We start from the raw sequence: 22,054 nt of genomic DNA on the forward strand, positions 1-22,054 counted from the left end.
CGTAAGTCTGATAAGTTGTATCTAGGTGAAACCCGTGTCCTCCAAGAAGGAAAACAAGGTGTCCGTGTTCGCTTGATTGAAGTAGAAAATGGAAAACGTCAGCTTAAAGAAACTTACGATAAAGTTGCTGCACAAGATCGTATCGTGGAAGTTGGAACCAAACCAGGCACCTCTCTTCCAGAAGACGAAGTGAAAAATCTTGTGCTTCATAGCCCAGAGCTTGTAGTCGAAGAAGAAAGCATCGACTTCAAGGTTCAGGAGCGTAAGTCTGATAAGTTGTATCTAGGTGAAACCCGTGTCCTCCAAGAAGGAAAACAAGGTGTCCGTGTTCGCTTGATCGAAGTGGAAAATGGAAAACGCCAACTTAAAGAAACTTATGATAAAGTTGTTGCTCAAGATCGTATCCTAGAAGTTGGAACTAACCCAGGTACTTCTCTACCAGAGGACGAAGTTAAGAATCTTGTGCTTAACAGACCAGAACTTGTAATTGAAGAAGAAACAATCGATTTCAAGGTTCAGGAACAAAAGAATGACAAGCTTCCAGTAGGTCAAACTCGTGTCCTCCAAGAAGGTCGAAAAGGTGTCCGTGTTCACTTGATTGAGGTTGAAAATGGTAAGCGAACTGAAAAGGATAGCTATGATAAAGTTATGGCTCAAGATCGCATCATAGAAGTCGGTACAGCTGGCGAAACAACCAAACCAGTAGCTCAAGAAGCTAAAAAACCACAAGTGTCAGAAAAAGCAGCTACAAAACCAATCGCTTCAAGTGAATCTAGTCAAATTAACAAAGCGCAGTTACCAAATACAGGAAGTGCGGCAAGCCAAGCAGCAGTAGCAGCAGGCTTAGCTCTTCTCGGTTTGAGTGCAGGATTAGTAGCCACTAAAGGTAAAAAAGAAGATTAGAAATTTTGATACCTTCTTTATCATTAAAGACTAGTGAGAAGCTCTTGTCTTATATAGAAGATTAATCCCTTAGAATGCAAGCTTCTAAGGGATTTTCTTTGTATAAAGTTGTATAGTGTTACTGTCTATCCTATTTTGTAGAGAAAGCAAAAATCCCTAGAAAATGTTTAGGGATTCGATTATTTCATTAAGAACAATTCAACAATCATCTCGATATACATAACAAGGGTTAATAAGAATCCTGCACGCCAGAAGAATTTGATGAATTTAGGATAGTAAAAGCTGCGTTTTTTCAAAAGGAAGAAAAAAACGAGAATAATGGCTAGGAGTGAGAGGGCTAGGCCTAGTCTAGGGAGGAAATTATGGGTAAAGGTTTTAGCTGTAATCAAGTAATACTCAAATACCAAGACTGGAAAAGCCAAATCCGCAAAGTTTCGTCCTAGTTTTTTTAATCTAAAAAGTTTGGTTATGATAATGCAGACTACTAAGGTCAGTATCAATAATAAAATAGATGCTAATTTCATTAAAATCATATCCATATTGTATCATAAAAAATCGCTAATGGAAACGAGAAACAGAGGAATTTATAGGAAAGTCAGGCTTTTGAGATTGTGGGTGTTTTTTGTTATAATGAAAATTATGAAATCTTATAACACCTTGAATGATTATTATCGAAAACTCTTTGGAGAAAAGACCTTTAAAGTCCCTATTGACGCGGGATTTGACTGTCCCAATCGTGATGGAACTGTGGCTCATGGAGGCTGTACTTTTTGTACGGTTTCAGGTTCTGGAGATGCTATTGTCGCACCGGATGCGCCTATCCGTGAGCAATTTTATAAGGAAATTGACTTTATGCACCGTAAGTGGCCAGATGTGCAGAAGTATCTGGTTTATTTTCAAAATTTTACCAACACCCATGAAAAGGTGGAAGTGATTCGAGAGCGCTATGAGCAGGCTATCAACGAGCCAGGTGTGGTAGGAATCAATATCGGAACGCGCCCAGACTGTTTACCAGACGAAACCATCGAATATTTGGCTGAGTTATCGGAACGCATGCATGTGACGGTTGAATTGGGCTTGCAGACCACTTATGAAACAACCTCTGACCTGATTAACCGTGCCCACTCCTATGAGTTGTACGTGGAAACGGTCAAGCGCTTGAGGAAATATCCCAAGATTGAGATTGTTTCCCATCTGATCAATGGACTTCCTGGTGAAACCCATGAGATGATGATTGAAAATGTCCGCCGCTGTGTTACGGATAACGATATTCAAGGAATTAAACTACACTTGCTTCACCTGATGACCAATACGCGTATGCAACGAGATTATCACGAAGGACGTTTACAATTGATGAGCCAGGACGAATATGTCAAGGTTATCTGTGACCAATTGGAAATCATTCCCAAGCATATCGTCATCCACCGAATTACAGGAGATGCACCTAGGGATATGCTGATTGGGCCTATGTGGAGCCTCAATAAATGGGAAGTCCTCAACAGCATTGAGATGGAGATGCGACGTCGTGGAAGCGTTCAAGGATGCAAGGCTGTAAAACAGGAGTTTGAAAATGAAAAGACCACTTGAGATGGCACATGATTTTTTGGCTGAGGTTGTAACTCAGGACGATATCGTAGTGGATGCGACAATGGGAAATGGTCATGACACGCTTTTTCTAGCCAAGCTAGCTAAGCAAGTCTATGCCTTTGATATTCAGGAGCAAGCCTTGGAAAAGACCCAAGAGCGTTTGGACCAAGCTGGAATGACAAATGCCCAGTTAATCTTGCAAGGTCACGAGACACTGGACCAGTTTGTGACAGAAGCCAAGGCAGGGATTTTTAATCTGGGCTATCTGCCGTCAGCTGATAAGTCCGTCATCACCCAACCTCAGACTACCATTGAAGCCTTAGAAAAGCTGTGTCGTTTGCTGGTCAAAGGGGGACGGATTGCTATCATGATTTACTATGGTCATGAGGGAGGAGATATTGAGCGAGATGCTGTCTTGAATTTTGTTAGCCAGTTGAACCAACAAGAGTACACAGCTGCCATTTACCGAACTTTAAACCAAGTCAACAACCCACCATTTTTAGTAATGATTGAAAAATTAGAGAGATATAGACATGGATAAACAATACCTACGTGAAAAGCTGGATGCCATGCGCCAGAATTTTGTTGAATCAACTCACCATGAACGAGCGGTGGGTGTGTTAGACCAAGCACACATGAGCAAAAAAATGCTTAAAATCAAGAAAAAATTAGTTGCTCTTGAGATGGAACGGTGCCAGAGAAAAATTGAGCACAAAGACTGTTCCAAGATTGATCAAAAAATCAAAGAGCAGAAGGAGATATTTGAATCCTGTTGTAAAAAAAATTAAGGAGGAAGTCCGTGGAATTACTGATTTACCTTATCCTATTTTTACTGGTCTTGATTGTCTCAAGTACAACCAATAAGCTCCTGCCCTTTTTGCCTCTCCCTTTGGTGCAGATTCTTTTGGGAATCGTGATTGGTCTTTTTTTACCCAATACCGACTTTCACCTCAATACGGAGTTGTTTTTGGCACTGGTTATCGGGCCCTTGCTTTTCCGAGAGTCGGAGGAAGCAGATATTACGGCTATTGTAAAACACTGGCGAATCATTGTTTATCTCATATTTCCAGTGATTTTCATCTCGACCCTGAGTTTGGGTGGCTTGTCCCATCTTCTTTGGCTCAGTCTTCCCTTGGCGGCTTGCTTGGCTGTTGGGGCGGCACTTGGCCCTACGGACTTGGTAGCCTTTGCCTCTCTTTCGGAGCGGTTTAGCTTTCCTAAGCGCGTGTCCAATATCCTTAAGGGTGAAGGACTCTTGAATGATGCTTCTGGCTTGGTTGCCTTTCAGGTAGCTTTGACAGTTTGGACAACTGGGGCCTTTTCCCTTGGGCAAGCGAGTAGTTCGCTCATCTTTTCAATCCTAGGCGGTTTTTTGATTGGCTTTTTAACAGCCATGACCAACCGTTTCCTCCATAGTTTCTTGCTAAGTGTGAGAGCAACAGATATTGCTAGTGAGCTCCTTCTGGAATTGAGTTTACCCTTGATAACCTTCTTTCTAGCAGAAGAAGTACACGTTTCAGGAATTATTGCCGTTGTAGTTGCTGGGATTCTAAAGGCAAACCGTTTTAAGAAAATTACGCTCCTCGAAGCCCAAGTGGATACGGTGACCGAGACGGTTTGGCATACAGTGAATTTTATGCTGAACGGTTCTGTCTTTGTGATTTTAGGGATGGAGTTGGAAATGATAGCAGAACCTATCTTGACCAATCCAATCTATAATCCCTTACTGTTATTGGTATCTCTTATAGCCCTTACCTTTGTCCTCTTTGCCATTCGTTTTGTCATGATCTATGGTTATTATGCCTATAGGACTAGACGTCTCAAGAAAAAGCTAAATAAGTATATGAAGGACATGCTTCTTTTGACATTCTCAGGTGTTAAGGGAACCGTGTCGATTGCTACAATCCTTCTGATACCAAGTAATCTAGAGCAGGAGTACCCTCTCTTGCTTTTCCTTGTCGCAGGTGTGACGCTTGTAAGTTTTTTAACAGGCCTCGTGGTCTTGCCTCATCTTTCTGATGAACAGGAAGAAAGCAAGGATTATCTCATGCATATCGGCATTTTGAATGAAGTAACGCTAGCGTTGGAAAAAGAGTTGGAAGATACCAGAAATAAGCTCCCTCTCTATGCAGCCATTGACAATTACCATGGACGTATTGAAAATCTCATACTGAGTCAAGAAAATAAGGGGTCTCAAGAAGACTGGGAGGCCTTGAAACTTCTCATCCTCAGTATTGAAAGTGATGGTTTAGAACAGGCTTACGAAGAGGACAAGATGAGTGAGCGTGCCTATCGAGTCTACCAACGTTATTTGAAAAACATGGAACAAGGTATCAATCGCAAGTTTGCTTCACGATTGACCTATTATTTCCTTGTTTCCTTGCGAATTTTACGTTTTCTCCTACACGAAGTCTTTACCTTAGGCAAGACCTTCCGTAGTTGGAAAAATGAAGAATCACAGAAACTCAGAGCCCTTGACTATGACCAAATTGCAGAGCTCTATCTAGAAAATACAGAGATGATTATTGAAAGTTTGGAGAACCTTAAAGGGGTTTATAAGAGTTCTTTAATCAGCTTTATGCAGGATTCTCGTCTCCGAGAAACAGCTATTATTACCAGTGGTGCCTTTGTCGAACGGGTTATCAATCGTGTCAAACCCAACAATATCGATGAAATGCTGAGAGGCTATTATCTGGAGCGCAAGTTGATTTTCGAATACGAAGAAAAACGATTGATTACGACCAAGTATGCCAAGAAGTTACGACAAAATGTAAATAACCTAGAGAACTATTCCTTGAAGGAAGCTGCCAATACCCTGCCTTATGATATGATGGAATTGGTAAGAAGAAATTAATCAAGATTATAAGTGAAGGAGTATGATATGAAGAAGTGGTGGAAAGAGCTGATAGATAAGCCCTTATTAAAAGCTTTTTTGCATTATTATCAAGCATCAGATAGTGAGTTAACCAGTGTCGCAGTAGCCTACTATTGGTTGATTTCGATTTTTCCCCTGCTTTTGGTGGTAGTTAATATCCTCCCATATTTTCAGATTCCAGTTTCTAATTTTTTAAAGGTTGTCAATGAATTCTTGCCGGATACCATGTATGATGTGGTCGCAAAGATCATTACAGAAGTGCTGACCCAACCGTCAACGGGTTTATTGAGTTTTGCGGTTTTGTCAGCCCTCTGGACCTTTTCAAAATCTATGAATTTCCTGCAGAAAGCCTTTAATAAAGCTTACGGAGTATCAAAAAATCGTGGAATGATTTCCCATCAACTCATGAGTTTGTTTGTCAGTTTTGGCTTGCAGATTCTCTTTGCTTTAGCTCTGTTTTTGAGTGTCTTTGGCCGTATGCTCCTCAACCTTGTCAAAAGCTATTGGAAATCGGATAGTCCTCTTTTTGATTATCTGCAAGACCTAACAGGCCCTTTGGTCTATGCCTTGATTTTTGCCATCCTGGTCATGCTCTACTATTTTCTACCCAATGTTAAGGTGCGAAGGATTCGCTCTGTATTGCCAGGTAGTGCCTTTGTCTTGTTGACCCTGGTCTTACTACTCAATATCTTTTCAGTCTATGTTAACAATTATGTCAATCACCTAGTGGACGTGCGTTTTTTCAGTTCCGTCGTCGTGGTGGTCATGATGTTCTGGTTTATTCTCATCGCTAAGATTTTGATTATCGGCGCGGTGATCAATGCCAGTGTCCAGAGCTTGAAAGATACGAGCTTTAGAATAAATTAACTCATTTTTTATCCATTACAAAACGCATACTATCAGGCTTTATAAAACCTTGATAATATGCGTTTTTTGATTATATAAATTAATAGATAAACATGGCATCGCCAAAACTGAAGAAGCGGTAGTGTTCTTGAATGGCATGGTGATAAGCGTCTAAGACTAATTCACGGCCGGCAAAGGCAGAAACCAACATGACCAGAGTTGATTTTGGCAGGTGGAAGTTGGTTGAGAAGGCATCCACGACCTTCCACTCATACCCAGGTTTGATAAAGATATTGGTCCAGCCAGAATCTGCTTGGATTTGCCCATCAAACTTGGAACCAATAGTCTCCAAAGTGCGTATAGAAGTGGTTCCGACAGCGATGACACGCCCCCCATTTTCCTTAACAGAGCGAAGAGTGGCAGCCGCTTCCTCAGAAAGCTGGTAGAATTCTGAGTGCATTTCGTGTTCGTCCAGATTGTCAACTGAAACGGGTCTAAAGGTTCCTAGTCCGACATGAAGAGTCAGATAGACTAGATGAACACCCTTAGCTTGGATTTCTGCTAGCAGTTCTTTAGTGAAGTGTAGTCCAGCAGTTGGTGCTGCAGCAGAGCCACTTTCCTTGGCGTAAACAGTTTGATAGCGTTCACGGTCATCCAGTTTTTCATGGATATAAGGCGGTAGAGGCATTTCACCCAGACTTTCCAAAACTTCTAGGAAAATTCCTTGGTACTCAAAGCGGACAATACGACCACCGTGGGTCAATTCTTCCGTAACGACAGCGCTGAGGCGACCATCACCAAAGCTGACACGAGTACCAATCTTGAGGCGTTTGGCAGGTTTAGCCAGAACTTCCCACTCATCTCCAGCAGTATTTTTGAGCAGGAGAAGTTCCACATGGCCTCCAGTTTCTTCCTTTTGACCATAGAGGCGGGCTGGGAGAACGCGGGTGTCGTTCATGACAAGGGCATCACCAGGTTCCAGCATATCAATAATAGAGTGGAAGTGTTTATCCTGCATTTCTCCCGTCTCACGGTTGACGATGAGGAGTTTAGAGGCGTCCCGTTTTTCAAGGGGCGTTTGGGCAATCAATTCCTCAGGTAAGTGGAAATCAAAATCAGCTGTATTCATATATCTGTTCATTCTTTCTAAGTTCTAATCTTATCCATTATAACATGTTTCAAGTTTGGACGCTCTTTTTTTGAAAATTAAATCGTTTTCACTTGACAAAAATTGGTCTATACCATATAATAAATATAGATTGAAACGGAGGATAAAAAGATGAAAGTTATTAAAGTTGAAAACCAAATCGAGGGTGGAAAAGTTGCTTTTGAGATTTTGAAGGAAAAATTGGCCAATGGAGCTCAAACCCTAGGACTTGCTACAGGAAGTAGCCCACTTGAATTTTACAAGGAAATTGTTGAGAGTGACCTTGATTTTTCAAATTTAACCAGTGTCAACCTTGATGAGTATGTAGGACTTGATGGAGATAATCCACAGTCTTACCGTTACTTCATGCAAGAAAACTTGTTTAACCAAAAACCATTTAAAGAAAGTTTCTTGCCTCGTGGGGTTAAGGACAATGCTGAAGCTGAAGTTGAACGCTACAACCAAATTTTGGCTGACCATCCAGTGGACCTTCAAATCTTGGGAATCGGTCGCAATGGACATATCGGCTTTAATGAGCCTGGTACTCCATTTGACAGTCAAACACATCTAGTAGAACTTGACCAGTCTACTATCGAAGCCAATGCGCGCTTCTTTGACAAGATTGAAGATGTTCCAACCCAAGCCATTTCAATGGGGATTAAAAATATCTTGGATGCCAAGTCAATCCTTCTCTTTGCCTACGGTGAATCAAAAGCAGAAGCCATTGCTGGAACAGTGTCTGGCCTAGTGACTGAGAATCTACCTGCAAGTAGCCTACAAAACCACCCAGATGTGACCATCATCGCAGATGCTGAAGCGCTCAGCCTACTTGAAAAATAAAAAACGAAACCCTTCAGTTTCTTCTATCTGAGTGCTTTAAACTCTTGTATAAATGGCAAAAAAATCAAAATTAAACCGGATTTTTTCTTGACAATTATTCCTTTTACGTGTAAAATAGAATAGATCTTGAACTTGAAGGGAGTGAAAAAAATGTCTAAAACAGTAGTACGTAAGAATGAATCTCTTGACGACGCACTTCGTCGTTTCAAACGTGCGGTTACTAAAGCTGGTACTCTTCAAGAAACACGCAAACGTGAATTCTATGAAAAACCTTCTGTAAAACGTAAACGTAAATCAGAAGCAGCTCGTAAACGTAAAAAATTCTAATTAGAAATGAAAGGCTGGAGAAATCTAGTCTTTTTTCTTTTAATACTCTTCGAAAATCTCTTCAAACCATGTCAACGTCGCCTTGCCGTACTCAAGTACAGCCTGCGGCTAGTTTCCTAGTTTGCTCTTTGATTTTCATTGAGTATAAATAAATACTTCAAAGCCTGCAAAAATCTGAAACTTCTAAGGACAATTTGATATAATAGTAAAAAGAACTCGATTGAAGGAGGAAATGATGTCGGTTTTAGTAAAAGAAGTGATTGAAAAGCTCAGACTAGACATTGTCTATGGCGAACCAGAATTACTTGAAAAGGAAATCAATACAGCGGACATTACGCGACCTGGTCTTGAAATGACGGGCTATTTTGACTACTACACACCAGAGCGGATCCAACTTTTGGGAATGAAGGAGTGGTCCTATCTTGTTTCGATGTCCTCTCACAACCGTTACCAAGTCTTGAAAAAAATGTTTCTACCTGAGACACCTGCGGTCATTGTTGCTCGTGGTTTGGTGGTTCCAGAGGAGATGCTAAAGGCAGCCAGAGAATGTAAGATTGCCATTTTAACCAGCCGTACGGCAACCAGTCGTTTATCTGGAGAGTTATCTAGTTATCTGGATTCACGTTTAGCAGAACGGACCAGTGTGCACGGTGTCTTGATGGATATCTATGGAATGGGTGTCTTGATTCAAGGTGATAGTGGCATCGGTAAGAGTGAGACAGGTCTAGAGCTTGTCAAACGTGGTCACCGCTTGGTAGCCGATGATCGTGTCGATATCTTTGCCAAGGATGAGATTACTCTTTGGGGTGAACCAGCTGAAATCTTGAGACACCTGATTGAAATTCGTGGGGTTGGGATTATCGATGTCATGAGCCTCTACGGTGCGAGTGCCGTCAAGGATTCTTCACAAGTCCAGCTGGCTGTTTATTTGGAAAATTACGATACACATAAAACTTTTGATCGTCTTGGAAACAATGCAGAGGAAATAGAAATTTCTGGCGTAGCCATTCCTCGTATCCGCATTCCAGTGAAAACAGGTCGTAATATCTCTGTCGTGATTGAGGCTGCTGCCATGAATTATCGTGCCAAGGAAATGGGCTTTGATGCGACGCGTTTGTTCGAAGAACGCTTGACCAATCTCATTGCTCAAAACGAGGAGGTGCCTAATGTTTGATCCAATTGCGATTCATCTAGGCCCTCTAGCCATTCGATGGTATGCCTTGTGTATTGTAACAGGCTTGATTCTTGCGGTTTATTTGACCATGAAAGAAGCACCTAGAAAGAAGATCATACCAGACGATATTTTAGATTTCATCCTGATAGCTTTTCCTTTGGCTATTTTAGGAGCACGTCTCTATTATGTTATTTTCCGTTTTGATTACTATAGTCAGAACTTGGGAGAAATTTTTGCCATTTGGAATGGTGGTTTGGCTTTTTACGGTGGTTTGATAACTGGGGCTATTGTACTCTATATCTTTGCTGATCGTAAACTCATCAATACTTGGGATTTCCTAGATATTGCGGCGCCTAGCGTCATGATTGCCCAAAGTTTGGGTCGCTGGGGCAATTTCTTTAACCAAGAAGCCTATGGTGCAGCAGTGGATAATCTGGATTATCTACCTGGCTTTATTCGTGACCAGATGTATATTGAGGGGAGCTATCGTCAGCCAACCTTCCTTTATGAGTCTCTATGGAATCTTCTTGGATTTGCCTTGATTCTGATTTTTAGAAGAAAATGGAAGAGCCTTAGACGAGGTCATATCACTGCCTTTTACTTGATTTGGTATGGTTTCGGTCGTATGGTCATCGAAGGTATGCGGACAGATAGTCTCATGTTCTTTGGTCTTCGAGTGTCTCAATGGCTATCAGTTGTCCTTATCGGACTGGGTATTTTTATCATTCTATATCAAAATCGAAAGAAGGCCCCTTACTATATTACAGAGGAGGAAAATTAAATGTTAGAAGTTGCATATATTCTTGTAGCCCTTGCTTTGATTGTATTTTTAGTGTATCTAATCATTACTGTACAAAAGCTTGGACGTGTTATCGATGAAACAGAGAAGACGATTAAAACCTTAACTTCAGATGTGGATGTGACCTTGCATCATACCAATGAATTGCTGGCTAAGGTCAATGTCTTGGCAGATGATATCAATGTAAAGGTAGCAACGATTGATCCACTCTTTAGCGCTGTTGCAGATTTATCTCTATCTGTTTCAGATCTCAATGACCATGCGCGTGTATTGAGTAAGAAAGCTTCATCAGCTGGTTCAAAAACACTTAAGACTGGTGCAAGTTTGTCAGCTCTTCGTGTCGCAAGTAAATTTTTCAAAAAATAAAAAAGGAGAATCCTTATGGGTAAACTATCCTCAATCCTTTTAGGAACCGTTTCAGGTGCAGCTCTTGCCTTGTTTTTAACAAGCGACAAGGGCAAACAAGTTTGCAGTCAGGCTCAAGATTTTCTAGATGATTTGAGAGAAGATCCTGAGTATGCCAAGGAGCAGGTCTGTGAAAAACTGACAGAAGTTAAGGAGCAGGCTACAGATTTTGTTCTTAAAACCAAAGAACAGGTTGAGTCAGGTGAAATCACTGTGGACAGTGTACTTGCTCAAGCCAAATCATGTGCTCGCCAAGCGACAGAAGCATCAAAAGATCGATTCAATAATCTCAAGGAGCAATGGCAAGAAAAAGCCGAAACTCTTGATGAATCAGAAGAGATTGTTATTGACATAACAGAAGAATAAACCATCACCATCTCTGGACGGACTATGTATCTGGGGATGGTGATTTTTTTCTCGTAGCCTGTCTTTGTGGTATAATAATTACTATGCAGAAAAAACCAACGTCAGCCTATGTGCACATCCCATTTTGTACCCAGATTTGTTATTATTGTGACTTTTCAAAAGTTTTTATCAAGAATCAGCCGGTAGATAGTTATTTGGAACATCTGTTAGAAGAGTTTCAATCTTATGATATTCAAAAGTTGCGAACCCTCTATATCGGTGGTGGCACACCGACAGCTTTGTCAGCTTCTCAACTGGAGGTGTTATTGAAGGGCTTGACTAAAAACTTGGACTTGTCTGTCTTAGAAGAGTTGACCATTGAAGCCAATCCAGGCGACTTGGATGCAGATAAGATAGCTGTTTTGAAAAACTCGGCTGTCAATCGTGTTTCGCTAGGTGTGCAAACCTTTGACGATAAAATGCTGAAAAAGATTGGGCGCAGTCATTTGGAGAAGGATATTTATGAAAATATCGACCGCCTGAAACTGGCTGGTTTTGACAATATCTCTATAGACTTGATTTATGCACTGCCAGGTCAGACCATGGAGCAGGTCAAGGAAAATGTGGCTAAGGCTATTGGACTGGATATTCCCCACATGAGTCTCTATAGCTTGATTTTAGAAAACCATACGGTCTTTATGAACCGTATGCGACGAGGGAAATTACCTCTGCCTAAGGAGGAACTGGAAGCTGAGATGTTTGAGTACATCATTGCAGAGCTGGAGCGAGCTGGTTTTGAGCATTATGAGATTTCCAATTTCTCAAAGCCTGGTTTTGAAAGCCGCCACAATCTCATGTACTGGGATAATGCTGAATACTATGGCATCGGTGCTGGGGCCTCTGGTTATGTCAACGGAGTGCGCTATAAAAATCATGGTCCGATTCGTCATTATCTCAGTGCAGTTGAGGAAGGCAATGCACGTATCACAGAAGAGCACCTGAGTCAAAAAGAGCAAATGGAAGAAGAAATGTTCTTGGGACTCCGCAAGAAATCAGGAGTCTCCATGGTGCGATTTGAGGAAAAATTTGGACGGTCTTTTGATGGACTTTATGGAGAAATTGTCAAGGACTTGATTCAACAAGGTCTCATGCAAATAGACGGTGATCGCGTGCGCATGACAAAAAGAGGTCTCTTTTTGGGAGACACTGTAGCAGAACGATTTATTTTGGAGTAGGATGATGGGCTTAACTTATCAAATGAAAATGAAAATTCCTTTTGATATGGCTGATATGAACGGTCATATCAAACTCCCAGATGTGATTTTACTATCCCTACAAGTTTCAGGGATGCAGTCGATTGAGCTGGGAGTTAGTGATAAGGCCATTTTGGAAGACTATAATCTGGTCTGGATTATCACAGACTATGATATTGAGGTGGTTCGTTTGCCTTGTTTTGCGGAAGAAATCACCATTGAAACGGAAGCCTTGAGCTACAATCGACTCTTTTGCTATCGCCGTTTCACTATCTATGATGAAGCAGGTCAAGAAATCATTCGCATGTTGGCGACCTTTGTTCTCATGGATCGAGATAGTCGAAAAGTCCATGCTGTCGAACCTGATATTGTGGCTCCTTACCAGTCTGAGTTTGATAAAAAATTGATTCGCGGACCAAAGTATGCAAATCTAGAAGAGCCAATCAGTAAGGATTACCATGTCCGTTTTTACGACTTGGATATGAATGGCCATGTCAATAACAGTAAATACTTGGACTGGATTTTTGAGGTCATGGGTGCGGATTTTTTGACCCAATATATTCCCAAGAAAATCAACCTCAAGTATGTCAAGGAAGTTAGACCAGGTGGGGTGATTACATCGGCTGTTGAACGGACTGGACTGGAAAGCAAGCATGAGATTACAAGCGACGGGGCTACCAATGCCCAAGCTATCATCACTTGGCAAGAAATGAAGAAGGATTAGAGAAAAATATGAAATATAAAGGCTATTTAATTGATTTAGACGGAACCATTTATAAAGGGAAAGACAGAATTCCAGCAGGAGAGGCTTTTGTCCATGAATTGCAAAAGCGAGACATTCCCTATCTCTTTGTGACCAACAATACAACCCGTACTCCTGAGAGTGTTCAGGAGATGTTGGCTCAGAATTTTAATATCGATACGCCCCTATCGACTGTCTACACAGCGACTTTGGCGACTATCGACTATATGAATGACTTGGGTCTTGAAAAGACCGTCTATGTCATCGGAGAAGCAGGGCTCAAGGAAGCCATCAAGGCGTCTGGTTATGTGGAAGACAAGGAAAATCCTGCCTATGTAGTAGTAGGTCTGGACTGGCAAGTTGACTATGAAAAATTTGCGACAGCAACTCTTGCTATCCAAAAGGGAGCTCATTTTATTGGAACCAATCCTGACCTCAACATTCCTACAGAACGCGGTCTTTTGCCAGGTGCTGGTTCACTGATTACGCTACTTGAAGTAGCAACACGTGTGAAGCCTGTTTATATTGGAAAACCAAATGCCATCATTATGGACAAGGCAGTTGAGCACCTAGGTTTGGAACGTGAAGAGTTAATCATGGTTGGGGATAACTATCTGACTGATATACGGGCTGGGATTGACAATGGCATTCCAACGCTCTTGGTGACGACAGGTTTTACCAAGGCAGAAGAAATAGCAGGCCTGCCAATCGCACCGACTCATGTGGTTTCTAGCCTTGCGGAGTGGAACTTTGATGAGAACTAAACTGACCTTTTGGAGCTCTATGCTCTTTCTCCTCTCTCTCTCAATCCTTTTGATCATTTATTTGGCTTGGATTTTTTATCCGCTGGAAATTCAGTGGCTGAACTTAACGGATAGGGTCTATTTAAAACCAGAAACTATTCAGTACAACTTTCATATCTTGATGAATTACCTGACCAATCCTTTTAGCCAAGTCTTAGAGATGCCAGATTTTCGTTCGTCAGCAGCTGGTCTGCACCACTTTGCAGTGGTTAAGAACCTCTTTCACTTGGTTCAGCTAGTTGCTCTAGTGACACTGCCAAGTTTCTATTTCTTTGTCAAAGGGATTGTGAAAAAGGGCTTCTTGTCTCTATTTAGTAAAGGGCTTTTGGTTTTAGTGTTTTTGCCTTTGCTGATTGGGCTTGGGGGAGTATTGATTGGTTTTGACCAGTTCTTTACCCTTTTCCATCAAATTCTCTTTGTGGGAGATGATACCTGGCTTTTTGACCCAGCCAAGGATCCAGTTATTTTAATTTTACCAGAGACCTTCTTCCTTCACGCCTTCCTCCTCTTTTTTGCCCTCTATGAAAGCTTCTTTGGTTTTCTATACCTGAAAAGTCGTAGGAAGTGAAAGAAAGATGTTTTTAATTTGTATATATAATTGTATATAATTTAAAATCATCGTTAAGAATGAATTAACTAAATCCAAAATCTATCAATCGTTCGCAAACAGTCTATTTTTCTTGAAAAAATAGGCTTTTTTTCTAAAAATCTCTAGTCAAGCGCTTTATTTTTTTGTATAATAGAAGTAGCAAAGTATAGATAAGAAGAGAAAAGCATGATTACACTATTTCTATCACCGAGCTGTACTTCATGTCGTAAGGCGAAGGCCTGGTTAGAAAAACATAAGGTGCCCTTTGAGGAACACAATATTATGACCAGTCCTTTAACAAGAAAAGAATTGCAACACATCCTTTCCTTGACCGAAAATGGTACTGATGACATCATTTCAACTCGTTCAAAAATTTTTCAAAAATTGAATATTGATGTAGAGAGTATTTCGGTATCGGAATTGCTTCATTTGATTGAGCAGTATCCTAGTCTTTTGCGTCGTCCAATTATTATCGATGCCAAACGCATGCAAATCGGTTTCAATGAAGATGAGATTCGTGCTTTTCTCCCTCGTAGTTACCGTAAGCAAGAACTAAAAGAAGCAAGAATGAGAGCTGGTATTAGTTAATGAACAAACAGTATAGTTACCCACTAGATTTGTCGTGGAGCACTGAAGAACTTGCTTCAGTGCTTTCTTTTTTTAATGATGTTGAAGCTGCCTATGAGGGCAAGGTAGAGGCTAAAAAGTTACTGGATACTTATAAGGGATTCAAATTGGTCGTTCCAAGCAAGAGTGAAGAAAAACGTTTGGGACGAGAATTTGAAACGGTCAGTGGCTATTCGCTTTATCGAGCAGTTCAGGCTGCCAAGGAAAAAGGGGAAGGGAAGATTTCTCTTGGAAAGTAAATTTGAATTTGCTAAAGAGCTAATTAAGAAAGCGGGCCAGTATATCCTTGACCACATGCAGGAAGACTTGCGTGTTGAGACCAAGTCCTCTCCTACAGACTTGGTGACCAGACTGGACAAGGAAGTTCAGGAGCTTTTGATTAGTGAGATTTTGTCCCGTTATCCTGAGGATAAGATTTGTGCTGAAGAGGGCTGTTTGCGTGCTTCGGTTCAAGAGGGCAAGGTGTGGATTATTGATCCCATTGATGGTACTAATAACTTTGTGGCCCAGCAGGAAGATTTTGCTGTTATGATGGCTTATTTTGAAAATGGTCAGGGGCAGTTTGGTCTGATTTATGATGTAGTCAAGGGGGATTGTTATCACGGTGGTGGTAAGTTTCCGGTCTGCCGAAACGATCATCCCTTAGCTCCCTTTAAAGCAAAACCACTTGGAGATTTTCTCATTGCAGGGAATAGTGGCATGCTGGAAACCAATGAATGGGGCTTGGCTGATTTAAGTCGAGCGGTCCTCGGTGTTCGTGTCTATGGTAGTGCGGCCATTAGTTTTGCCAAGATTTTGTCAGGGCGTTTGTTGACCTATATCACCTATCTGCAACCATGGGATTATGCTGCCGCTAGTATTTTAGGGGAAAGTCTGGGCTATCGGGTGGTGACCCTATCTGGTGAAGCTCTTGATTTTCAAACCAGACAGCCGGTCATGATGGTCCCTCTTGAGATGCAGGAGGAAATTCAGTCCTATATTTACGAAAGGAAAAGAACTTAAATGCAATTTCCAGAAGGATTTGTTGAAAAATATGAAGAGATATTAGGAGATGAGGCAAGAGATTTTCTTGCCTCTTTTGAGGAGGAAGCGGTTTCGGCTTTTCGGATCAATCCTTTAAAAGAAGCGACAGTTTCCTTTCCTGATGCCATTCCTCAAACTCCTTGGGGCCACTATGGGAAGGTTTCAGGGAAATCGCCTGAGCATGCTACAGGGTTGGTTTATTCGCAAGAACCCGCTGCTCAGATGGTTGCTCAGGTAGCCCAGCCCAGCCCTGGTATGAAGGTCTTGGATTTGGCAGCTGCACCGGGTGGTAAATCAACTCAATTAGCAGCCTATCTAGCAGGGGAGGGTCTCCTTGTTTCCAATGAAATTTCAAGCAAACGGGCTAAGATTTTAGTAGAAAACATGGAGCGCTTTGGAGCGACAAATGTTGTGGTGACCAATGAATCTGCTGACCGTTTGGCCAAGGTTTTTAAGGGCTATTTTGACCTCATTGTCCTTGATGCCCCTTGCTCTGGTGAAGGGATGTTCCGTAAGCAACCAGATGCTATGGACTATTGGAGTCTTGATTATCCTAGTCAATGTGCTAGCTTGCAAAGAGAAATTCTAGCGGATGCGGTAACCATGCTAGCTGAAGGTGGTCGTCTGGTTTATTCGACCTGTACCTGGGCACCCGAGGAAAACGAAGAGATCGTCAATTGGTTGCTGGAAGAGTATGATTTTGACTTGTTACCAGTTGATCATATCAATGGAATGGTAGCTGGTATTGACCTGCCAGAAACGGCTCGTATGTACCCACATCATTTTAAGGGAGAGGGGCAGTTTGTAGCTCATCTACAGTTTAAGGGTGACAATCCAGCTCCTAAATTTAAGGCAAGTAAGAGCAATCTCAGCCGAGAACAAGTTGTCTTGTGGCAGGAATTTGCCCAAAACCACTTGATAGTTAATCTACCGGGTATCTTGCAGACTTTTGGTGACCAACTCTATCTCCTGCCAGAACTTTTGCCAGATTTAGGGAAACTCAAGATTGCTCGGAATGGCCTGCATCTAGGCACTTTTAAGAAGAAACGCTTTGAGCCTAGTTTTGCTCTTGGTCTAGCCTTGAAACCGAGTCAGGTCAAGCAGTCTGTTGAAATTGATCAAGAAGCGTTTGTAAAGTATGTCGCTGGAGAAACCGTTCAGCTGGCAGAAAGTCTGCCAAATGGTTGGTACCAAGTTTTGGTTAAAGGTAATGGCTTGGGCTTTGCTAAGGTGACTGGAAATGTTTTGAAAAATTATTTTCCTAAAGGCCTCAGATTCAAGAGAAAATGCTAGTCAAAGTAGCTTGTCTATGTTATAGTGGAAGTATGGATTTTTTTCAAATTGTCTTTCATTTTAAGTCAAAATTGGTGGGCAAGGTAACTGAGCAAATGACTAGTAAAACTAAGCAAAGAACTTCAGTTGGCTCCCAATTTTCAAAAGAAAAACATAAATAAATAGTTGAAAAAATTCACAGCATTCACCATTATTTTCAAGGAGAAAAACAGTGAAAAAAAGGAAAAAACTCGCTCTATCCCTTGCGGCTCTTTTGCTAGCAGGTTCTTTGGCGGGATGTGCTAGCTGGATTGATCGTGGGGAATCCATGACAGCTGTTGGTTCAACGGCTCTTCAGCCTTTGGTCGAAGCAGCAGCAGATGAATTTGGCTCTCTGCACGTTGGGAAAACAGTCAACGTCCAAGGTGGAGGATCTGGTACAGGTCTGTCTCAGGTTCAGTCTGGAGCCGTTGATGTAGGAAATTCAGACGTATTTGCCGAGGAAAAAGACGGTATCAACGCATCAGCTCTAGTAGATCACAAGGTTGCTGTAGCGGGCTTGGCAGTGATTGTGAACAAGGAAGTTGATGTTGAAAATCTGACAACTGAACAACTCCGTAGCATCTTCACAGGTCAAGTGACCAACTGGAAAGAAGTCGGTGGGAAAGACCTAGCCATTTCCATTATCAACCGTGCGGCAAGTTCAGGTTCACGTGCAACCTTTGATAGTGTTATCATGGATGGTCAATCGGCCGTGCAGAGTCAAGAACAGGATTCAAATGGGATGGTCAAAAACATTGTTTCCCAGACACCAGGAGCCATTTCTTACCTAGCCTTTGCCTATGTGGATGACTCGGTGAAACGCATGAAGTTGAACGGCTATGAGCCGATTGCAGAAAATGTTACAAGCAATAACTGGCCTTTGTGGTCTTATGAACACATGTACACCCTAGGTCAACCAAATGAATTGGTGGCAGAATTCCTCAACTTTGTCCTCTCTGATGAAGCGCAAAGTGGAATCGTTAAGGGAATGGGCTATATTTCTGTCAAGGAAATGAAGGTTGAAAAAGATGCTGTAGGAACGGTGACAGCACTAGAAGGGAGTCACTAATGAATCAAGAAGAATTAGCTAAAAAATTACTTTCTCCCTCAAAGAACTCTCGTCTAGAGAAATTAGGAAAAGGCTTGACCTTTGCCTGTCTGTCTTTGATTGTTATCATCGTGGCTATGATTTTGATTTTCGTAGCCCAAAAAGGTTTGTCTACCTTCTTTGTAAATGGGGTTAATATCTTTGATTTCCTCTTTGGCCAAACTTGGAATCCTTCAGGTAAACAATTTGGTGCCCTTCCTATGATTTTGGGTTCCTTTATTGTCACAATCCTATCAGCACTTATCGCAACTCCTTTTGCCATTGGTGCGGCAGTCTTTATGACGGAGGTCTCACCAAAAGGTGCTAGAATCTTGCAACCAGCCATTGAATTGCTGGTCGGGATTCCTTCAGTTGTGTATGGATTTATTGGTTTGCAGGTCGTAGTTCCTTTTGTCCGTAGTATCTTTGGTGGAACTGGTTTTGGGATTCTGTCAGGGATTTTTGTTCTCTTTGTCATGATTTTACCGACGGTAACCTTTATGACAACCGATAGTTTGCGTGCGGTGCCTCGTCACTACCGCGAAGCTAGTTTGGCTATGGGGGCTACTCGTTGGCAAACCATCTGGCGCGTGACCTTGAAGGCGGCGCGTTCAGGGATTTTCACAGCAGTGGTCTTTGGGATGGCACGTGCCTTTGGTGAGGCCTTGGCCATTCAGATGGTGGTCGGAAACTCAGCCGTTGTTCCAACTTCATTGACAACACCTGCCGCGACCTTGACCTCTGTTTTGACTATGGGTATTGGAAATACCGTTATGGGAACAGTTGATAATAACGTTCTCTGGTCACTGGCCTTAGTCTTGCTCTTGATGAGTTTGGCCTTCAACAGTGTGATTAAATTGATTACGAAAGAAAGAGGAAAGAAAAACTATGCACGCTAAGAAATTAGATAAACTTGCAACAGCTGTCCTCTACTCGATTGCAGGAATTATTGTTGCCATCCTGGCATCCTTGATTCTTTATATCTTGGTTCGTGGTTTGCCCCACATCTCTTGGTCTTTCTTGACTGGCAAATCATCTTCTTACCAAGCAGGCGGAGGGATTGGAATTCAGCTCTATAATTCCTTTTTCCTATTAGTTATTACCTTGATTATCTCTGTGCCTTTATCTATGGGAGCTGGGATTTTCCTAGCTGAATATGCTAAAAAAGGTCCTGTGACCAATTTTGTCAGAACCTGTATTGAAATCTTATCTTCACTCCCATCAGTGGTTGTAGGTCTCTTTGGTTACTTGATCTTTGTAGTTCAGTTTGAGTATGGATTTTCAATTATTTCAGGTGCCTTGGCCTTGACAGTCTTTAACTTGCCTCAGATGACTCGTAATGTCGAGGACAGTTTGAAACATGTTCACCATACGCAACGTGAAGCTGGTCTGGCCCTTGGGATTTCTCGTTGGGAGACTGTGGTCCATGTGGTTATTCCAGAAGCCCTACCAGGTATTGTGACGGGTGTTGTCTTGGCCTCTGGTCGTATCTTTGGTGAGGCTGCTGCTTTGATCTATACAGCAGGACAATCCGCTCCAGCCCTTGACTGGTCAAACTGGAACATTCTCAGTGTGACTAGCCCAATCTCAATCTTCCGCCAAGCAGAAACCTTGGCTGTCCACATTTGGAAAGTCAACAGTGAAGGTACCATTCCTGATGGAACTATCGTATCAGCAGGTTCTGCGGCCGTGCTCCTCATCTTTATCCTCATCTTTAACTTTGGAGCCCGCAAACTCGGAAGCTATCTACATAAGAAATTAACCGCTGCCTAAAGGAGAAGCCATGTCAAAATATAATTGGGATGAAAAGCATATTATCACCTTTCCTGAAGAGAAAGTGGCCCTCTCTACTAAGGATTTACATGTTTACTACGGTAAAAAAGAATCCATCAAGGGCATCGATATGCAATTTGAAAAAAATAAAATTACGGCCTTAATTGGCCCTTCTGGTTCAGGGAAATCAACCTACCTCCGCAGTCTCAACCGTATGAATGATACCATTGATATTGCTAAGGTCACAGGTCAAATCCTCTATCAAGGGATTGACGTCAACCGTCCAGAAATCAATGTCTATGAGATGCGTAAGCACATTGGAATGGTCTTCCAACGCCCAAATCCCTTTGCCAAGTCTATCTACCGCAATATCACTTTTGCCCATGAACGTGCAGGAGTTAAGGACAAGCAAGTTTTGGATGAAATTGTGGAAACTTCTCTTCGTCAGGCTGCCCTTTGGGACCAGGTCAAAGACGATTTGCACAAGTCAGCCTTGACCTTATCAGGTGGTCAGCAACAGCGTCTCTGTATCGCTCGCGCTATCTCTGTTAAACCACATATCCTCTTGATGGATGAACCGGCGTCAGCCTTGGATCCGATTGCGACAGCTCAGTTGGAAGAAACCATGTTGGAATTGAAGAAGGACTTTACCATTATCATCGTGACCCACAGCATGCAGCAGGCTGCGCGTGCTAGTGACTACACAGGATTCTTCTACTTGGGCGACTTGATTGAGTACGATAAGACCTCTAATATTTTCCAAAATGCCAAACTACAGTCGACCAATGACTACGTAACAGGACACTTTGGATAGAAAGGAAACAGTATGACAGAAGCGATTTTACAGGTATCAGACCTGTCCGTTTACTACAATCAAAAAAAGGCCTTGAATAGTGTTTCCCTATCTTTCCAACCTAAGGAAATTACAGCCCTGATTGGTCCATCTGGATCAGGGAAGTCAACCCTCCTCAAGGCTATTAACCGCATGGGGGATCTCAATCCAGAGGTAACCACAACTGGTTCGGTGGTTTACAACGGCCACAATATTTACAGCCCACGTACAGATACAGTTGAATTACGTAAGGAAATCGGTATGGTTTTCCAACAACCAAACCCTTTCCCTATGTCTATCTACGAAAATGTTGTTTACGGGCTTCGTATCAATGGAGTTAAGGATAAGCAGGTTCTGGATGAGGCGGTTGAAAAAGCCTTGCAACGAGCTTCTATCTGGGATGAGGTCAAGGACCGCCTGCATGATTCAGCTATCGGGCTTTCAGGTGGACAACAGCAACGTGTCTGTGTTGCCCGTGTCTTGGCAACCAGTCCTAAAATCATTCTCTTGGATGAACCGACTTCAGCTTTGGACCCTATCTCGGCCGGTAAGATTGAGGAAACCTTGTATGGTCTAAAAGATAAATACACCATGCTCTTGGTTACACGTTCCATGCAACAAGCCTCTCGTATTTCTGACAAGACAGGATTTTTCCTAGATGGAGATCTGATCGAGTTTAACGATACCAAGAAGATGTTCCTCAACCCACAACACAAGGAAACAGAAGATTATATTTCAGGAAAATTTGGATAAGGAGATAAAT

Annotated in this window: 27 protein-coding genes; 25 read left to right on the plus strand and 2 right to left on the minus strand. The window is 42.1% G+C overall.

The genetic code is table 11. The features are described 5' to 3' along the window. Positions 1-903: G5 domain-containing protein (locus N8M95_RS00005; protein ID WP_261116327.1), on the plus strand; the 903-nt coding region annotated here is incomplete at its 5' end. 179 nt (positions 904-1,082) lie between these two features. On the opposite strand, the gene N8M95_RS00010 is transcribed toward N8M95_RS00005, so the two are convergent. Beyond that, entirely contained in the window at positions 1,083-1,442 is a 360-nt protein-coding gene (locus tag N8M95_RS00010; protein ID WP_004269933.1) for a DUF3397 family protein, read from the minus strand. 91 nt (positions 1,443-1,533) lie between these two features. Between N8M95_RS00010 and mnmL the strand changes: the two genes are divergently transcribed. The 5 genes from mnmL to N8M95_RS00035 are packed head-to-tail and all read left to right on the plus strand — an operon-like array spanning position 1,534 to position 6,232. Continuing rightward, positions 1,534-2,490 (plus strand): tRNA modification radical SAM protein MnmL/YtqA, encoded by a 957-nt coding sequence (gene mnmL, locus N8M95_RS00015; protein WP_050105160.1) that lies wholly within the window; start codon positions 1,534-1,536, stop codon positions 2,488-2,490. Then, positions 2,474-3,031, plus strand: a complete 558-nt coding sequence (mnmM, locus tag N8M95_RS00020; RefSeq protein ID WP_261116328.1) for a tRNA 5-(aminomethyl)-2-thiouridylate-methyltransferase MnmM — start codon at positions 2,474-2,476, stop codon at positions 3,029-3,031. The genes mnmL and mnmM overlap by 17 nt, the downstream gene beginning before the upstream one ends. Continuing rightward, a complete protein-coding gene (locus N8M95_RS00025; RefSeq protein ID WP_020902458.1) occupies positions 3,024-3,278 on the plus strand; it encodes a hypothetical protein in 255 nt (84 codons plus the stop codon). The genes mnmM and N8M95_RS00025 overlap by 8 nt, the downstream gene beginning before the upstream one ends. Before the next feature lie 11 nt (positions 3,279-3,289). After that, entirely contained in the window at positions 3,290-5,344 is a 2,055-nt protein-coding gene (locus tag N8M95_RS00030; RefSeq protein ID WP_261116329.1) for a cation:proton antiporter, read from the plus strand. A 27-nt stretch (positions 5,345-5,371) separates the two neighbouring features. Continuing rightward, positions 5,372-6,232, plus strand: coding sequence for a YihY/virulence factor BrkB family protein (locus N8M95_RS00035; protein ID WP_020902460.1), 861 nt, complete (start codon positions 5,372-5,374; stop codon positions 6,230-6,232). 79 nt (positions 6,233-6,311) lie between these two features. Here the strand turns inward: N8M95_RS00035 and queA are convergent, their stop codons facing one another. Further along, a complete protein-coding gene (gene queA / locus N8M95_RS00040; RefSeq protein ID WP_004255765.1) occupies positions 6,312-7,340 on the minus strand; it encodes a tRNA preQ1(34) S-adenosylmethionine ribosyltransferase-isomerase QueA in 1,029 nt (342 codons plus the stop codon). Positions 7,341-7,490: 150 nt separating this feature from the next. Between queA and N8M95_RS00045 the strand changes: the two genes are divergently transcribed. The 19 genes from N8M95_RS00045 to pstB (N8M95_RS00135) all read left to right on the plus strand — a co-directional run bounded on the left by N8M95_RS00045 (position 7,491) and on the right by pstB (N8M95_RS00135) (position 22,044). Continuing rightward, positions 7,491-8,198: a glucosamine-6-phosphate deaminase gene (locus N8M95_RS00045; protein ID WP_084925838.1), complete on the plus strand. Its 708-nt coding sequence runs from the start codon at positions 7,491-7,493 to the stop codon at positions 8,196-8,198. Between the two features lie 150 nt (positions 8,199-8,348). Next, complete coding sequence (gene rpsU, locus N8M95_RS00050; protein ID WP_000048054.1) at positions 8,349-8,525, plus strand: 30S ribosomal protein S21; 177 nt, start codon at positions 8,349-8,351, stop codon at positions 8,523-8,525. Positions 8,526-8,760: 235 nt separating this feature from the next. After that, positions 8,761-9,699 carry an HPr(Ser) kinase/phosphatase gene (hprK, locus tag N8M95_RS00055; RefSeq protein WP_049516049.1) on the plus strand — a complete coding sequence of 313 codons (939 nt, stop codon included), beginning with the start codon at positions 8,761-8,763 and terminating at the stop codon, positions 9,697-9,699. Continuing rightward, entirely contained in the window at positions 9,692-10,480 is a 789-nt protein-coding gene (lgt, locus tag N8M95_RS00060) for a prolipoprotein diacylglyceryl transferase (RefSeq protein WP_203180527.1), read from the plus strand. The genes hprK and lgt overlap by 8 nt, the downstream gene beginning before the upstream one ends. Beyond that, the gene (locus N8M95_RS00065; RefSeq protein WP_000895044.1) at positions 10,481-10,864 is read left to right on the plus strand and encodes a DUF948 domain-containing protein; all 384 of its coding nucleotides are present in this window, start codon (positions 10,481-10,483) and stop codon (positions 10,862-10,864) included. Between the two features lie 15 nt (positions 10,865-10,879). After that, positions 10,880-11,269 carry a YtxH domain-containing protein gene (locus N8M95_RS00070; RefSeq protein WP_000517381.1) on the plus strand — a complete coding sequence of 130 codons (390 nt, stop codon included), beginning with the start codon at positions 10,880-10,882 and terminating at the stop codon, positions 11,267-11,269. An 83-nt stretch (positions 11,270-11,352) separates the two neighbouring features. Beyond that, positions 11,353-12,483 carry a radical SAM family heme chaperone HemW gene (gene hemW / locus N8M95_RS00075; RefSeq protein ID WP_084888555.1) on the plus strand — a complete coding sequence of 377 codons (1,131 nt, stop codon included), beginning with the start codon at positions 11,353-11,355 and terminating at the stop codon, positions 12,481-12,483. Between the two features lie 4 nt (positions 12,484-12,487). Then, positions 12,488-13,225: an acyl-[acyl-carrier-protein] thioesterase gene (locus N8M95_RS00080; RefSeq protein ID WP_261116330.1), complete on the plus strand. Its 738-nt coding sequence runs from the start codon at positions 12,488-12,490 to the stop codon at positions 13,223-13,225. Positions 13,226-13,233: 8 nt separating this feature from the next. Beyond that, positions 13,234-14,007, plus strand: coding sequence for a TIGR01457 family HAD-type hydrolase (locus N8M95_RS00085; protein ID WP_261116331.1), 774 nt, complete (start codon positions 13,234-13,236; stop codon positions 14,005-14,007). Beyond that, positions 13,997-14,614 carry a TIGR01906 family membrane protein gene (locus tag N8M95_RS00090; protein ID WP_261116332.1) on the plus strand — a complete coding sequence of 206 codons (618 nt, stop codon included), beginning with the start codon at positions 13,997-13,999 and terminating at the stop codon, positions 14,612-14,614. The genes N8M95_RS00085 and N8M95_RS00090 overlap by 11 nt, the downstream gene beginning before the upstream one ends. Before the next feature lie 207 nt (positions 14,615-14,821). After that, positions 14,822-15,223 carry a Spx/MgsR family RNA polymerase-binding regulatory protein gene (locus N8M95_RS00095; RefSeq protein ID WP_000631255.1) on the plus strand — a complete coding sequence of 134 codons (402 nt, stop codon included), beginning with the start codon at positions 14,822-14,824 and terminating at the stop codon, positions 15,221-15,223. Further along, positions 15,223-15,501 carry a UPF0223 family protein gene (locus tag N8M95_RS00100; RefSeq protein ID WP_261116333.1) on the plus strand — a complete coding sequence of 93 codons (279 nt, stop codon included), beginning with the start codon at positions 15,223-15,225 and terminating at the stop codon, positions 15,499-15,501. The genes N8M95_RS00095 and N8M95_RS00100 overlap by 1 nt, the downstream gene beginning before the upstream one ends. Next, entirely contained in the window at positions 15,491-16,264 is a 774-nt protein-coding gene (locus tag N8M95_RS00105; protein WP_261116334.1) for an inositol monophosphatase family protein, read from the plus strand. Before N8M95_RS00100 ends, N8M95_RS00105 begins: the two co-directional genes overlap by 11 nt. Further along, positions 16,265-17,578, plus strand: a complete 1,314-nt coding sequence (locus N8M95_RS00110; RefSeq protein WP_001160245.1) for an RsmF rRNA methyltransferase first C-terminal domain-containing protein — start codon at positions 16,265-16,267, stop codon at positions 17,576-17,578. Between the two features lie 211 nt (positions 17,579-17,789). After that, positions 17,790-18,668, plus strand: coding sequence for a phosphate ABC transporter substrate-binding protein PstS family protein (locus tag N8M95_RS00115; RefSeq protein ID WP_000746323.1), 879 nt, complete (start codon positions 17,790-17,792; stop codon positions 18,666-18,668). After that, positions 18,668-19,585 (plus strand): phosphate ABC transporter permease subunit PstC, encoded by a 918-nt coding sequence (gene pstC, locus N8M95_RS00120; RefSeq protein WP_001070902.1) that lies wholly within the window; start codon positions 18,668-18,670, stop codon positions 19,583-19,585. The genes N8M95_RS00115 and pstC overlap by 1 nt, the downstream gene beginning before the upstream one ends. Next, on the plus strand, positions 19,575-20,459 hold the full coding sequence (gene pstA / locus N8M95_RS00125) for a phosphate ABC transporter permease PstA (protein WP_004258489.1): 885 nt from the start codon (positions 19,575-19,577) through the stop codon (positions 20,457-20,459). Before pstC ends, pstA begins: the two co-directional genes overlap by 11 nt. Before the next feature lie 10 nt (positions 20,460-20,469). Continuing rightward, positions 20,470-21,273 carry a phosphate ABC transporter ATP-binding protein PstB gene (pstB, locus tag N8M95_RS00130; RefSeq protein ID WP_004258485.1) on the plus strand — a complete coding sequence of 268 codons (804 nt, stop codon included), beginning with the start codon at positions 20,470-20,472 and terminating at the stop codon, positions 21,271-21,273. Positions 21,274-21,285: 12 nt separating this feature from the next. Beyond that, on the plus strand, positions 21,286-22,044 hold the full coding sequence (gene pstB, locus N8M95_RS00135) for a phosphate ABC transporter ATP-binding protein PstB (protein ID WP_000133484.1): 759 nt from the start codon (positions 21,286-21,288) through the stop codon (positions 22,042-22,044). Positions 22,045-22,054 lie beyond the last annotated feature (10 nt).

The sequence above is a fragment of the Streptococcus mitis genome, from assembly GCF_946190325.1.
Classification (GTDB): Bacteria; Bacillota; Bacilli; order Lactobacillales; family Streptococcaceae; genus Streptococcus; species Streptococcus mitis_CF.